Raw genomic sequence first — 13800 nt, 5'->3', positions numbered from 1 at the left:
CCGGCCGGGGGGCGGCCTCCGTGCTGTCCGGGGCGGCGGCGGGTCAGCCGGCCGGGGTCGAGTCGGGTTCGAAGCGGATGACGACGGCCTTGGAGGTGGGGGTGTTGCTGATGTCGGCGGTGGAGTCGAGGGGGACCAGGACGTTGGTCTCCGGGTAGTACGCCGCCGCGCCGCCGCGGGCGACGGGGTAGTGGACGACGCGGAAGTGGGGGGCGCGGCGTTCGGTGCCGTCGGTCCACTCGCTGACCAGGTCGACGTACCGGCCCTCGGGGAGGTCGAGTTCGACGGCGTCGGCGGGGTTGACCAGGACCACGCGGCGGCCGCCCTTGATGCCGCGGTAGCGGTCGTCGAGGCCGTAGATGGTGGTGTTGTACTGGTCGTGGGAGCGCAGGGTCTGCAGCAGCAGGCGGCCCGGCGGGACCTCGGGGGCGGTGAGCGGGTTGACGGTGAAGTTGGCCTTGCCGGTGGCGGTGGGGAAGGTGCGGGAGTCGCGGGGGCCGTGCGGGAGGGTGAAGCCGCCGGGGCGGCGGACCTTGTCGTTGTAGTTCTCGAAGCCGGGCACGACCCGGGCGATCCGGTCGCGCAGGGTGTCGTAGTCGCTCGCGAAGTCCTCCCACGGCACGGTGTCCTGCGGCCCGAGGACGGTGCGGGCGAGGCGGCAGACGATCGCGGTCTCGGAGAGCAGGCCGGGTGCGGGCGGGCGCAGGCCGCCGCGGGAGGCGTGGACCTGGCCCATCGAGTCCTCGACGCTGACGAACTGGGCGCCGGAGGGGGTGACGTCCCGGTCGGTGCGGCCGAGGGTGGGCAGGATCAGGGCGCGCGCGCCGGTGACCACGTGCGAGCGGTTGAGCTTGGTGGAGACGTGGACGGTCAGTCGGCAGCGCCGCATCGCGGCCTCGGTGACGTCGGTGTCCGGGGTGGCCGCGACGAAGTTGCCGCCCATCGCGAAGAACACCTTGACCTTGCCGTCGCGCATCGCGCGGATGGTGTCCACCGCGTCGTGGCCGTGCTCGCGCGGCGGCTCGAAGCCGAACTCCTTGCCCAGCGCGTCGAGGAAGGCTGTCGACGGCCGCTCGAAGATGCCCATGGTGCGGTCGCCCTGGACGTTGCTGTGCCCGCGCACCGGGCAGACCCCGGCGCCGGGGCGGCCGACGTTGCCGCGCAGCAGCAGGAAGTTGACCACCTCGCGGATGGTCGGCACGGAGTGCTTGTGCTGGGTGAGGCCCATCGCCCAGCAGACGATGATCTTCTTGGAGGTCAGCACCAGGCGGCCGAGTTCCTCGATCTGCTCCCAGGGCAGACCGGTCGCGGCGAGCACCTCCGCCCGCTCGGTCGCCAGCACCTGCGCCTCGAACTCCTCGTAGCCGTGGCAGTGTTCGGCGACGAAGGCGCGGTCGACGCCGTCCTTCTCCACGATGATCCGGTTGAGCGCGCGGAACAGGGCGAGGTCCCCGCCGAGGCGGATCTGCAGGAAGAGGTCGGTCAGCTTGGTGCCGTGGCCGACCAGGCCGCGGGCCTGCTGCGGGTTCTTGAACCGCTCCAGGCCGGCCTCCGGCAGCGGGTTGACGCTGACGACGGTGGCGCCGGCCCGCTTGGCGCGCTCCAGGGCGGAGAGCATCCGGGGGTGGTTGGTGCCCGGGTTCTGGCCGGCCACGATGATCAGGTCGGCCTGGTAGAGGTCCTTGAGGCTGACGCTGCCCTTGCCGACGCCGAGGGTCTCGGTGAGCGCCGAACCGGACGACTCGTGGCACATGTTGGAGCAGTCCGGCAGGTTGTTGGTGCCGAGCCGGCGGGCGAACAGCTGGTACGCGAACGCGGCCTCGTTGCTGGTGCGGCCGGAGGTGTAGAAGGCGGCGCCGTCCGGGGTGTCCAGGGCGCGCAGCTCCTCGGCGATCAGCGCGAAGGCGTCGTCCCAGGAGACCGGCGCGTAGTGGGTGGCGCCCTCGTCGAGCAGCATCGGCTGGGTGAGCCGGCCCTGCTGGCCCAGCCAGTAGCCGGAGCGCTCGGCCAGGTCGGCGACCGGGTGGGCGGCGAAGAACTCGGCCCGGATCCGGCGCTCGGTGGCCTCCTCGGCGACGGCCTTGGCGCCGTTCTCGCAGAACTCGGCGGTGTGGGTCTTGTCCGGCTCGGGCCAGGCGCAGCCGGGGCAGTCGAAGCCGTTCGGCTGGTTCACCTTGAGCAGGGTGGCGAGGGTGCGGCGGGCGCCCATCTGTTCGGCGGCCATCCGCAGGCTGTGGCCGACCGCGGGCAGGCCGGCGGCCGCGTGCTGGGGCGCGGACACCTCGGGGGCGTCCTGCGCCGGGTCGCTCTGCGGGGCCTGCTTGGCCATGACTGCGCTCCTCGGGCGTTGCTGGTGCGGGCCGCCGCACCGTCGCGGGGCCGTCCGCCCATCCTTCCACCTGCGCCCTGGCAGGGGGAGGGCCGTCGGTAGAGTCTGGGCGTCACAACGGGGGGCGTCACAACGGGAGGGGGAGGGGCGCGTGCGAGTCGGTGACGTCCTGGACGGCCGGTACGAGCTGGAGGAGAAGCTCGGACAGGGCGGGTTCGGGGTGGTCTGGCGGGCCCGGGACACCCGGATGCGCAGGCCGGTGGCGGTCAAGGTGATCGGGCACCACGGCGGCGACCACGCGAAGGCGGCGCTGCGGTTCGTCCGGGAGGCCTGCGCGGCCGGGAACCTCTCGCACCCGCACATCGTCACCGTGCACGACCTGGGGCAGAGCGAGACCGCCGGCGAGGAGGTCACCTTCCTGGTGATGGAGCTGCTCACCGGCCGCACCCTGACCGAGGTGCTGCGGGCGGGAGTGCCCGAGCCCGCGCTCAGCCTGCGCTGGGCGCGGCAGATCTGCGGGGCCCTCGCGGCGGCGCACGACGCGGGCATGGTGCACCGGGACATCAAACCGGACAACGTGATGATCACCGACGCCGGGCACCTGAAGGTGCTGGACTTCGGGATCGCCCAGCTGGACACCGGCGTGGGCGGGCTGACCACCACCGGCACGATCGTCGGCAGCCCGGCGTACATGGCGCCCGAGCGCTGGACCGGCGGCCGGGTGGACGGGCGGGCCGACCTCTACGCGCTCGGCTGCGTTCTGGTCGAACTCCTTACCGGGGCAAGGCCGTTCGGCGGGGACTCGACGCCGGTGCTGCTCTACCAGCACCTCAACGAGCCGCCCCCGGCGCTGGACCCGGCGCGGCTCGGGCTGCCGCCACAGGTGGCCGGGCTGATCGCGGAGCTGCTGGCGAAGGACCCGCAGGAGCGGCCGGCGGACGCCCGTACGGTCGAGCGGCGGCTCGCGGAGCTGGCCGAGTGGCGCGGGGAGGCGGCGGCTCCGGAGCCGACCGCGGTGGATCCGTCGCGGCCGGCGCCGACCCACTCGCCGGTGACCGCCCCGCCGATGCCCGTCACGCCCCCGCCGCCCGTTCCGGCGCACCCGCCGGTGGCGCCGCGGGTGCCCTCGGCCTCGCAGGTGCTGTCCCCGCTGACCACCCCGCCGGTGGTCGCCGTCGCGCCCTCCGAGGACGCCGTACGGGCCGGGCTGCGCGAGCGCCGGTCGGCCGCCTACCGGGCGGCGACGGCGGGCGAGTCGGCGATCCTGCTGCAGGCGGTCGCCCAGGACTGCGTCGCCGCGCTCGGCGCGACCGACCGGGACACCCTGTGCACCTGGCGGGACTTCGCCTGGTACCTCAGCCGGGCCGGGGACCTGGACGGCGCGATCCGGCTGCTGTCCACCCTGGTGGACGACATGCGCCCGGCGCTCGGCCCGGCCGACCCGGACACCCTGGGCGCCCGCTACCACCTGGTGTGGTGCGTCGGCGAGAGCGGCTCGGACGTCACCGCGATCCGGCTGCTGAACGAACTGCTGCCGGACCTGCACGCCGCCTGGGGCCCGCAGGACGGCCGGGTCCTGAAGGCCCGGCACGACCTCGCCGTCCACCAGGCCAACCGGGGCGACCTGCAGGGCGCGGTGATGCGGCTGCACGCGCTGCTGCCCGACCTCGCCCGGGCGTTCGGCGAGCACCACCCGAGCACCGTCCAGGCCTGGCAGGACCTGGCCGGCTACCAGCAGCGGCTCGCCCAAGCCGGCCGCAAGGGCGGCACGCACCGGAGCCGGGCGCCGCGGATCAGCCGGATGGAGCTGCTGGTGCTGGTCCGGCGCCTGCGGGTGTGGGACTTCGCCACCGACCAGGAGGCCGGGGCCTGCGTCGAGGCGCTGGAGCGGGGACTCGGCGTGAAGGGCGCCGCCGACGTGGTCTTCGACGCGCCGGACCACGTCTCGGACGAGGACCTGGTGGAGGAGATCTTCGGCCCGTGACGCCCATCCCGCGGTAGCCCCCGCACGTCCGCTCCGGCTCTCACCCCACCAGGGCCGCCGCCGGGAGGGCGGCCAGGGCCCGGAGCAGGGCCCGGGCGGCCGCGTCGTTCTGCCGGAAGGCCGGGGCGTCGGTGCGCGGGCGGGCGAAGGCGGCGGCCGAGCGGAGGCTGGTGTGCGGGCCGAGGGCGGTGCGGCGCGGGTGCGGGGCGCCGCCGAGGGCCGGGTCGATCAGCCGACTGTCGGCGGGGTCGATGGTGACCAGGCCGGAGTGGTGGGTGTGTTCCCTGTCGCTCACCACCTCCTCCACCACCCGTCCGGCGCGGTGCAGTTCGCCCAGGACCGGGTCGAGGGTGCGGGCCAGTGCGTGCTTGGGCAGGTAGGCCTCGACCAGCGCGGTGGCGGTCACGGTGTGGCCGGGGACGGTGGTGCCGGAGGCCCGCCAGGTGCCGGTGGCCTCGTCCCGGTCGACCCGGACGCCCGCGCCGAGGAAGCGCACCACCCCGGCCTCGGAGAGCGCGAGCAGTTGGCGCAGCCGGAAGCCGGGCGGGCCGGAGGCGAGGAAGCTGAAGTAGCCGAAGAACCACTCGTCCACCTCCTCGGCGACCGAGCGGGCGGTGAGCCGGCCGCCGGCGACCAGCCGGGGGAGCTGGTCGAACAGCGAGAGCAGGGCGAGGAAGGCGCCCAGGTCGGCGCTGTGGGCCGGGTCGGCGCGGCGGTCGGCGTCGGCGGTGACGTACGCGCGCAGGTGCTCCTGCAGTTCCTCGGCGGAGCCGAGTTCGAGCCCGGCCAGCGGGTGGTCGAGCCGCTCGAAGTCGATCCGGTCGGCCGGGTCGGGGACGGCCTCGGCGACCAGCGCGGCGAGTCCGGGGGAGTACCAGCCGTGCCGGTCGTAGCGGGCGAGGAACTCCGGCCAGGGCAGCGCGGTGCGTTCGGGGTGGGCGTGGAACAGCTCGTGGTAGTGCCCGAAGCCGATCTCCTTGGCCATCAACGGCCAGGCGTCGCGCCGCAGTTCGAGCGGCTGGCCGGTGGCCAGCAGGGCGTCTACGGCGGCCGCGTCGAAGTACCGGGGGAGCGGGGCGGGCGGCCCCTGGAGCCGGTAGTCGGTCTTGGAGTGGTACGGGACGCCGCGCCGGGAACCGAGGTGCAGCACCGGTTCGCGGCCGGACGGACGGTAGCGCAGGGCGGGCCCGTCGCCGGTGGGCTCGAAGCGGCCGCCGCGCCCCTCGGTGAGCATCGCGATCAGGTCGACGGCGGCCAGGCCGAGACCGCGCAGCACCACCTGCTCGCCGGGGGCGATCCGGGCCAACTCGGCCTCGATGTCGGCGGAGTAGGCGGGCGGGAGGTGGAAGCGGCCGTGCCGGGCGGCGAACGCGGCGTCGGCGGCGTACCGGGGGTGCGGGGTGGAGGCGAGGTGGCCGAGGGTGAGGGCGACGTGGTCGGCGGTGAGCGTGGTGCCGCCGAGGTGGACGGTCTGCGGGCCGTCGGCCGGTCCGTCGATCCGGCGCACGGTGTCCCGGTGGACGGTGACGGTGACGTGCTCCGGCAGGTCGGCGACGGCGCGGCGGAACGCCCAGTCCAGGTAGGCGCTCTGGGCGCGCCGGGTGGGGAAGTCGGTTGGGGCCAGCTCGCGCAGCTCGGCCCGGACGGCCGGGTCGGCGACCTCCCGGTAGGGCGCGAACTCCCGCTGCCGGCGGGCCCATTCGGCTAGCGAGGGGCCGGGGCGGACGGGTCCGTCGATGGTGGAGCGCTCGTCGGTGAACATGGTGACGTCCTCGGCCATCGAGTTCATCCGCAGCAGCGGGGACTGGTCGTGGCGCCAGATCCGGCCCCCGCCGGGCGGGTGCGGGTCGACCAGGTGGATCTCCAACCGGCGCTCGGCGGGCAGCAGTTCGGCGGCGTTGGCGGCGATCCGCTCCAGCAGTCCGGTGCCGCGCGGGCCGGCCCCGACGATGACCAGGGACGTCATGCGCCCACCTCGCTGCGCTCGGCAGGGGCATGCGCCCATACGCACCTTTCGATGATTCGCTCGCTGCGCTCGCTCATGCCCGCACCACCTTGACCAGGGCCGCCCGGGCGCGCTGCAGCGGGGTGGGCGGCAGGCCGTCCCGGCTGGCGCCCTTGGCGAAGTGGCGTTCGACGTAGTACTGGCCGATGGACAGCACGGTGGTGACCACCAGGTACCAGAGGGTGGCGACCATCAGCATCGGGATGACCTGGTAGGACTGCAGGTAGACCAGCTGCACCGAGTAGAGCAGGTCGGAGACGGCCAGCACGCTGACGATGCTGGTCCCCTTGAGTGCGCCGATCAGCATGTTCCCGGCGGTCGGCACGATCGCGCGCATCGCCTGCGGCACCACGATCCGCCGCAGCACCCGCCACCGGCCGAGCCCGAGCGCGGCCGCCGCCTCCAGCTGGCCGCGGTCCACGGAGAGGATGCCGCCGCGGATCACCTCGGCGGCGTACGCGGTCTCCAGCAGGGTGAGCCCGATGACGGCGGTCAGGGTGGGGCCGATCAGGTTGACCGTCTTCACCGTGACGAACTCGGAGCCGAAGGGGATGCCGAGGCCGAGGGTCGGGTAGAGCGCGCCGATGTTGAAGAAGAACAGCAGCTGCACCAGCGGCGGGGTGGAGCGGAAGATCCAGATGTAGCCCCAACTGAGCGTGCGTAGCACCGGGTTGGTGGACAGTCGCATGGTGGCGAGGACGGTGCCGAAGACGAAGCCGAGGGCGAGGGTCACGGCGGTCAGCCACAGCGTCAGGGTCAGGCCGTCGAGGACGGACCGGGCGGTGAACCAGTCGGCGACCACGCTCCACTGGAAGGCCCGGTTGCGGATCACCGAGCTGACCGCCATCGCGGCCAGCAGCAGGGCGACGGCCGCGGCGATCCACTGGCCGGGCTTGCGGCGGGCGACGACCCGGGCCTCGGGGGCCGGGGCCGGCGGTGGGCCCTGGGCGGGGGCGGGGGCGGGCAGGACGTCCTGCGGGGTGGCCATGGCGGCGCCTCCTGGGCGGAGTGCGGGCAGGGGTAGAGGTACGGGTGTGATCACGTACGGGCCCTCGGGGCGCCGGCCCGCGTCCCTCAACGCGGCCGGTGCGTCGCACTGCACTCCGCTTCGATCGTACGCATGCGCGATCGACGGCTGTCAAGGGTGGCCGGGGCCGTCACGGGGCGTCGGAAAAGCGACAGGAGATCGCAACAGTGCGGCAATGATGGGTGGTTGACGTACCGCTCGGCCGACTGCTCAACTTGAGGCCATGTACGCCGAGCAGCCCCTGGTCACCCGCGACCACATCGACTTCGGTCGGGTGTGGTCCGCGGCGTGTCGCGGCTGACCCGGCAGCGGGCCGCCCGTCCGGCCTGATCTCCCAGCGGGGAGCCCTCCCTCAGTGTGCCCCGCCGCGGCCCGGCACCGTCGTCCGACGATGCGTCAGCGCGCCTCGCTGTCACAGATGACTTCGCACTGCGCTCCGGCACTCCCCTCCCTCGCACAACCCGTATCGCCCCTGCCCGGCGGCCACCCGCCTCCTCCTCCGGCTTGCCCGCCCGCAGTCCGCCGGACCCCGCCCACCCCGAAAGGTTCCGCCATGCCCGTCGAATTCCTCGGCATCGCCGCCACCGCCGACGGTTCGGAGACCCACCCGCGCACCACCGCCGCCTTCGACCGCGACTACACCCTGCGGCTGGCCCGGGCGCACGAGGACCACGGCTGGGACCGGGTGCTCTTCGCGTACGGCTCCGGCTCCCCGGAGCCCGCGGCCGCGGCGGCCTTCCTGGCCTCGCACCTCGACAAGCTGCAGATCCTGCTCGCGCACCGCCCGAACGTCTCCTACCCGACCTTCGCCGCCAAGACCTTCGCGACCCTCGACCGGATCAGCGACGGCCGGCTGACCGTCCACTTCATCACCGGCGGCACCGACCACGAGCAGCAGCGCGAGGGCGACTTCCTCACCAAGGACCAGCGCTACGAGCGCACCCGCGAGTACATCGGCATCGTGAAGAAGGCCTGGACCAGTCGGGAGCCCTTCGACCACGAGGGCCCGCACTACCGCTTCAACGACTTCGTCTCCGACGTCTTCCCCGTTCAGCAGCCGCGCCCGGCGGTCTCGTTCGGCGGCAGCTCGGACGCCGCCTACGCGGCCGGCGGCGCCGAGGCGGACATCTACTGCCTGTGGGGCGAGCCGCTGGCCCGCACCGCCGAGCAGATCGAGCGGGTGAAGGAGGCGGCGCGGGCCGCCGGACGGACCGACCTGCCGCGGATCCAGGTGGCGTTCCGGCCGATCATCGCGCCGACCGAGGAGCTGGCCTGGGAGAAGGCGCACCGCACGGTGGCCACCATCCGGGCCCGCCGGGAGAGCGGGGCGCTGGCACCCCGGCGCCGCCCGGTCACCGCCACCCCGGAAAACACCGGCTCCCAGCGGCTGATCGAGATCGCCGAGGCCGGCGAGCGCTACGACCGCGCGCTGTGGACCCCGACCGCCGCGGCCACCGGAGGGGCGGGCAACTCCAACGCGCTGGTCGGCACCCCGGAGACCGTCGCCCAGGCGCTGCTGGACTACTACGACCTCGGCGTGGACATCCTCTCCGCGCGCGGCTACGACCTGCTGGGCGACGCGATCGACTTTGGCCGCTACGTCATCCCGATCGTCCGCGAGGAGGTCGCCAAGCGGGACGCCGCCAAGGCCGCCGAGGCCGCTGAGCAGGCCGAGCGGGACCGGCACCAGCTGATCGCGGTGCAGGCTTGACATCCTCCCCGCCCTCAAGGGACGGGGATTCCTCCCGCGCCTGCGGCACGGACACCCGTGCGTGGCAGATCGCCGAGGCGGGTTCCCCGTTCAACGGGCCGCGCCTGGCGCGGGATCGCCGCGCCAGGTCTCACCGGCCCTCCAGGGGCGTTTAGCCTGTCCGCCTGCCCGGCGGCCAGGATGTTGCGAGCAGCATTGAGGTCACGGTCATGCAGCACACCACACACGCCGCAGGCCCACTCCCTCATTTGCAGGGGTTTGGGTCCGTCGCGGTGTCCGCAGTCCGAGCAGAGCTGGGAGGACGGGAATGCGCGGTGCACGATGCCGATGGTGCGCCCGTATCGGGCGGCCTTCTCTTCGAGCAGTCGCCGGAAGGTGGACCAGCCGGCGTCGTGGACGGACTTGGCCAGTCGGCCCCTGGCGAGGCCGCGCACGTTCAGGTCCTCCAGGTACACCGTTTGGGTTTCGCGGATGATCCTGGTGGTCTGCTGGTGCAGCCAGTCCATGCGGGTGTCGGCCACCTTGGCGTGCGCCCTGGCGACCTTGATGCGGACCTTCGCCCGGTTCTTGCTGCCCTTCGCCTTGCGGGACAGTTCCCGCTGCGCGGCCTTGAGCTTCTTCTCCGCCTTGCGGAGGAAGCGCGGGTTGTCGATCACGCTGCCGTCGGAGAGGACGGCGTAGGTGGTCAGTCCGAGGTCGATGCCGATCTCGGCATCGACCTCGGGCAGGTGGACCGGTTCGACGTCCACGACGAAGCTGGCGTGGTACCGGCCAGCCGGGTCCAGCACGATCGTCACGGACGACGGATCGGCGGGCAGTGCCCGAGACCATTTCACCCGCACATCGCCGATCTTCGCCAGGTTCAGCTTGCCGTTGGACCGGATGCGGAACCCGTTGCGGGTGAACCGCAGGCTCTGCCGGGCATCGCGCTTCGACTTGAACCGCGGCAAACCGACCGGGCGCCCCTGCCGCTTGCCGGACACCGAGTCGAAGAAGTTCCGGTAAGCCGTGTCCAGATCCCGAAGGGACTGGATCAGCGGGTCCACCCCGACCGATGCAAGCCACGCCCGTTCGGGGGTCTTCTTTGCCGCCGTGATCGCCAGCTTCTGCAAGTCCGTGGACTTGGGGTACGGCAGGCCGCCCTTCCGGGCTTCCTTCCGCACCGCGAGAGCGTCGTTGTACACCACCCGGGCACACCCGAACGTCCGGGCCAGCGAGGCACGCTGACCTGCCGTCGGGTAGATGCGATAGGAGTACCGAAGATGCACCAGATCAACCTACCGACAGGCACTGACAACGGCTCACGTCAGAACCTGCGAAGGTCACTCCGCCGCTTCGCGGCTCCGGGTCAACGCCCCTCCCCCACCCTCCGGGCGGGGGGACCCCCATCTCCCCGGCCTGCAGGCCGGGGCATCTTGGGAGACCAAAGTTGAGCGAGGTGCACCACAAGGAGTTCCGCCGGGTCACCCTGGCCGACCCGCTGGTCGAACCGCTGCTGCGCGAGCTCACCCACGAGTACGTCAGCCGCTACGGCCCCGGCGCCCACCAGGAGATGACCCGCTACCCGGCCGAGGCCTTCGCCGAGCCGCACGGTGCGCTGCTGCTCCTGCTGGAGGACGGCGAGCCGGTGGCCGGCGGCGCGTACATGCGCCGCGACGAGCACACCGCCGAGGTGAAGCGGATGTGGACGCACTCCGCGCACCGCCGCCGGGGCCTGGCCCGCCGGGTGCTGGCCGAACTGGAGCGCACCGCCGCGGCCGCCGGCTACCGCCGGATCTTCCTCACCACCGGCCCGCGCCAGCCCGAGGCCAAGGGCCTCTACCTGGCGGCCGGCTACACCCCGCTGTTCGACGTCACCGCCGATCCTCCCTCCTTGCCCGCCGACGGGCAGGAGGGGCCCATTCCCATCGGCCCGCTCCCCTTCGAGAAGCCCCTGCCGGCCCTGCTCCCCACCCACTGAAAGGCCCCCCGTGAGAACCACCACCGTCCGCCGCCGCCTCCTCGCGACCACCGCCCTGCTGCCGGTCCTGGCGCTGGCCGCGTGCGGCTCGGACCCGAAGATCGCGGGCGCGGCCGGAGCGAGCGGGCCCGCCGCGACCGCCACCGAGGACGTCGTCTCCGGCCTGGGCCGGTCGGAGGCCGCCGCCGCGCTGCTGCCCGAGGAGGTGCGCAAGTCCGGGGTGCTGAAGTTCGGTTCGGCCTTCGGTACTCCGCCCGGCGCCTTCTACGTCGACCAGGCGACCAAGAAGGCGGCCGGCGTGGACATCGACTTCTCCGAGGCCGTCGCCAAGCTGCTCGGCCTGACCGTGCAGCGCGAGGAGGCCGCCTTCGAGACCATCCTGCCCGCCCTGGGCAGCGGCAAGTACGACGTCGGCACCGGCAACTTCGGGGTCACCACCGCCCGCCTGAAGACCGTCGACTTCGTCACCTACATCGACGACGGCCAGGGCTTCGCGGTGAAGCAGGACAACACGGCGTTCCAGCCGGTCACCGACCTGGCCCAGCTCTGCGGGCTGACCATCGGCACCGGCGCCGGCACCACCTTCGAGAGCACCCTCGACAGCAAGAAGGGGGTCTGCGCCGACGCCGGGAAGAAGCCGTACGAGGTCAAGGCGTTCAGCGACGGCGGTGCGCTGCTGACCAGCCTCCAGCAGGGCCGCGTGGACGTCGAGATGTCCACCATCAACGGCCTGCGCCACCAGGCCGCGCAGCCGGCCGCCGGGGTGCGCTTCCTCAACGAGTTCCACCGGCTGGACGTCGGCTTCGCCTTCAGGAAGGGCTCCCCGCTCACCCCGGCCTTCCAGGCGGCGGTCAACCAGCTGATCAAGGACGGGACGTACGAGCGGATCCTCCGGAAGTGGGGGCTCACCGGCTCGGCGATCAAGGAGTCGCAGATCAGTCCGCCCGAACACCCGTGACCGTCAGGTCCGTCGAAGGAGTCCTCCGATGACCGTCCGCACCCAAGCACCGCCGGCCCCGGCGAGAACCGCCGGCACGGCCGGCCCCGACCGCGGTCCCGACCGCGGCCTCGACCCCGAGGAGCTGGACGGCCTGCGGACCGTCCCCGCCCGGCACCCGTGGCGCTGGGCCGCCGGGGCCGCCGCCCTCGTCGTCCTGGTCCAGTTCCTCCACGGCCTGGCCACCAACCCCGCCTGGGACTGGGCCACCTTCCGGCTCTACTTCACCGCCGACACCATCCTGCAGGCGATCGGCCGTACCCTCGAACTCACCGCCTACGGCACCCTGTTGGGCTTCGCGCTCGGCGCCGTGGTGGCCGCGATGCGGCTGTCCCGCAGTGCGATCCTGCAGACCCTCGCCTGGGCGTACGTCTGGGTGTTCCGCTCGATCCCGCTGATCGTCCAGCTGGTGTTCTGGTTCAACCTCTCCTACCTCTACAAGCGGTTCGGCTTCGGCATCCCGTTCGGCCCGACCTTCGGGGAGTTCGAGACGGTCGGGGTGCTGGGCGCGCTCGGCGCCGCGGTGCTCGGCCTCGGGCTGCACCAGGCCGCGTTCGCCGCCGAGATCATCCGCGGCGGCGTCATCGCGGTGGACGCCGGCCAGCGGGAGGCCGCCGCCGCGCTGGGCATCCCGCGCGGACGGCAGGCCTGGCGGATCGTCCTGCCGCAGGCGATGCGGGGCATCCTGCCGGCCGCCGCCAACGAGGTGATCTCGCTGCTCAAGGGCACCTCGGTGGTCTACGTGATGGCCATCGGCGAGCTCTTCTACCAGGCCCAGGTGATCTACGGCCGGACCGGCCGGGTGGTGCCGCTGCTGATGGTCGCCACGGTCTGGTACGTGGTGCTGACCACGGTGCTGTCGATCGGCCAGTACTACGTCGAGCGCTACTTCTCCCGCGGCGCCCGGCGCACCCCGCCGCCCACCCCGCTGCAGCGCCTGCGGACCTTCCTGCGGACCCTGCCGAACCGTACTGCCGGAGGACGTTCATGACCACGCTGACGAAGACCGCCCCGATGGTGCAGGTCCGCGGCCTGCACAAGAGCTTCGGCCGGTTGGACGTGCTGCGCGGGGTCGACCTGGACGTCCCGGCCGGCTCGGTCACCGTGGTGCTCGGCCCGTCCGGCTCCGGCAAGTCCACCCTGCTGCGGGCGATCAACCACCTGGAGAGGCTCGACCGGGGCTACGTCGCCGTCGACGGCGAGCTGATCGGCTACCGGCGCTCCGGCGACCGGCTGTACGAGCTCAAGGAGCGCGAGGTGCTGCGCCAGCGCACCGGCATCGGCTTCGTGTTCCAGAACTTCAACCTCTTCCCGCACCTGACCGTGCTGGAGAACCTGGTCGAGGCGCCGATCGCCGCGCTCGGCCGGCCCCGGGCCGAGGCCAGGGCGACGGCGCTGGGCCTGCTGGAGCGGGTCGGGCTGGCCGACAAGGCGGCCGCCTACCCCCGGCAGCTGTCCGGCGGGCAGCAGCAGCGGGTGGCGATCGCCCGGGCGCTGGCGCTGGAGCCCAAGGTGCTGCTGTTCGACGAGCCCACCTCGGCGCTCGACCCCGAGCTGGTCGGCGAGGTGCTGGACGTCATCAAGGACCTCGCCCGCAGCGGCACCACGATGATCGTGGTCACCCACGAGATCGGCTTCGCCCGCGAGGTCGCCGACACCGTGGTCTTCATGGACGGCGGCGTGGTGGTCGAACAGGGCCCGCCCGCCGAGGTCCTGGACCGCCCGCAGCACGAGCGCACCCGGGCCTTCCTGGCCAAGGTGCTCTGAATCCCGACCGCCCCCAACCC

Annotated in this window: 10 protein-coding genes; 6 read left to right on the top strand and 4 right to left on the bottom strand. The window is 73.1% G+C overall.

Annotated features, from left to right (window positions below):
* Nucleotides 1-43 precede the first annotated feature (43 nt).
* Nucleotides 44-2329 (bottom strand): FdhF/YdeP family oxidoreductase, encoded by a 2286-nt coding sequence (locus O1G21_RS14910; RefSeq protein WP_270144077.1) that lies wholly within the window; start codon nucleotides 2327-2329, stop codon nucleotides 44-46.
* 151 nt (nucleotides 2330-2480) lie between these two features.
* Here O1G21_RS14910 and O1G21_RS14905 point away from each other — a divergent pair, with 151 nt between their 5' ends.
* On the top strand, nucleotides 2481-4313 hold the full coding sequence (locus tag O1G21_RS14905; protein WP_270144075.1) for a serine/threonine-protein kinase: 1833 nt from the start codon (nucleotides 2481-2483) through the stop codon (nucleotides 4311-4313).
* A gap of 40 nt (nucleotides 4314-4353) precedes the next feature.
* Here O1G21_RS14905 and O1G21_RS14900 read toward each other — a convergent pair whose 3' ends face one another.
* Both O1G21_RS14900 and O1G21_RS14895 read right to left on the bottom strand, forming a co-directional pair.
* The gene (locus O1G21_RS14900) at nucleotides 4354-6279 is read right to left on the bottom strand and encodes an FAD/NAD(P)-binding protein (protein ID WP_270144073.1); all 1926 of its coding nucleotides are present in this window, start codon (nucleotides 6277-6279) and stop codon (nucleotides 4354-4356) included.
* A 73-nt stretch (nucleotides 6280-6352) separates the two neighbouring features.
* Nucleotides 6353-7357: an amino acid ABC transporter permease gene (locus O1G21_RS14895; protein ID WP_405000806.1), complete on the bottom strand. Its 1005-nt coding sequence runs from the start codon at nucleotides 7355-7357 to the stop codon at nucleotides 6353-6355.
* Nucleotides 7358-7898: 541 nt separating this feature from the next.
* Here O1G21_RS14895 and O1G21_RS14890 point away from each other — a divergent pair.
* On the top strand, nucleotides 7899-9056 hold the full coding sequence (locus O1G21_RS14890) for an LLM class flavin-dependent oxidoreductase (RefSeq protein ID WP_270144070.1): 1158 nt from the start codon (nucleotides 7899-7901) through the stop codon (nucleotides 9054-9056).
* A gap of 14 nt (nucleotides 9057-9070) precedes the next feature.
* Here the strand turns inward: O1G21_RS14890 and O1G21_RS14885 are convergent, their stop codons facing one another.
* Nucleotides 9071-10324: an RNA-guided endonuclease InsQ/TnpB family protein gene (locus tag O1G21_RS14885; RefSeq protein WP_270144068.1), complete on the bottom strand. Its 1254-nt coding sequence runs from the start codon at nucleotides 10322-10324 to the stop codon at nucleotides 9071-9073.
* 161 nt (nucleotides 10325-10485) lie between these two features.
* Between O1G21_RS14885 and O1G21_RS14880 the strand changes: the two genes are divergently transcribed.
* Genes O1G21_RS14880 through O1G21_RS14865 form a run of 4 tightly spaced genes read left to right on the top strand, consistent with a single transcriptional unit; the run spans nucleotide 10486 to nucleotide 13780 of the window.
* A complete protein-coding gene (locus tag O1G21_RS14880) occupies nucleotides 10486-11016 on the top strand; it encodes a GNAT family N-acetyltransferase (protein ID WP_270144067.1) in 531 nt (176 codons plus the stop codon).
* 10 nt (nucleotides 11017-11026) lie between these two features.
* Nucleotides 11027-11974, top strand: coding sequence for an ABC transporter substrate-binding protein (locus O1G21_RS14875; RefSeq protein WP_270144066.1), 948 nt, complete (start codon nucleotides 11027-11029; stop codon nucleotides 11972-11974).
* Nucleotides 11975-12002: 28 nt separating this feature from the next.
* Entirely contained in the window at nucleotides 12003-13004 is a 1002-nt protein-coding gene (locus O1G21_RS14870) for an amino acid ABC transporter permease (protein WP_270144065.1), read from the top strand.
* Nucleotides 13001-13780: an amino acid ABC transporter ATP-binding protein gene (locus O1G21_RS14865; protein WP_270144064.1), complete on the top strand. Its 780-nt coding sequence runs from the start codon at nucleotides 13001-13003 to the stop codon at nucleotides 13778-13780. Before O1G21_RS14870 ends, O1G21_RS14865 begins: the two co-directional genes overlap by 4 nt.
* Nucleotides 13781-13800: the final 20 nt, after the last annotated feature.

This window comes from Kitasatospora cathayae (assembly GCF_027627435.1).
Taxonomy (GTDB): domain Bacteria; phylum Actinomycetota; class Actinomycetes; order Streptomycetales; family Streptomycetaceae; genus Kitasatospora; species Kitasatospora cathayae.
Note: the sequence above shows the minus strand (reverse complement) of the source record. Positions and strands in the feature narration are given on the sequence as shown.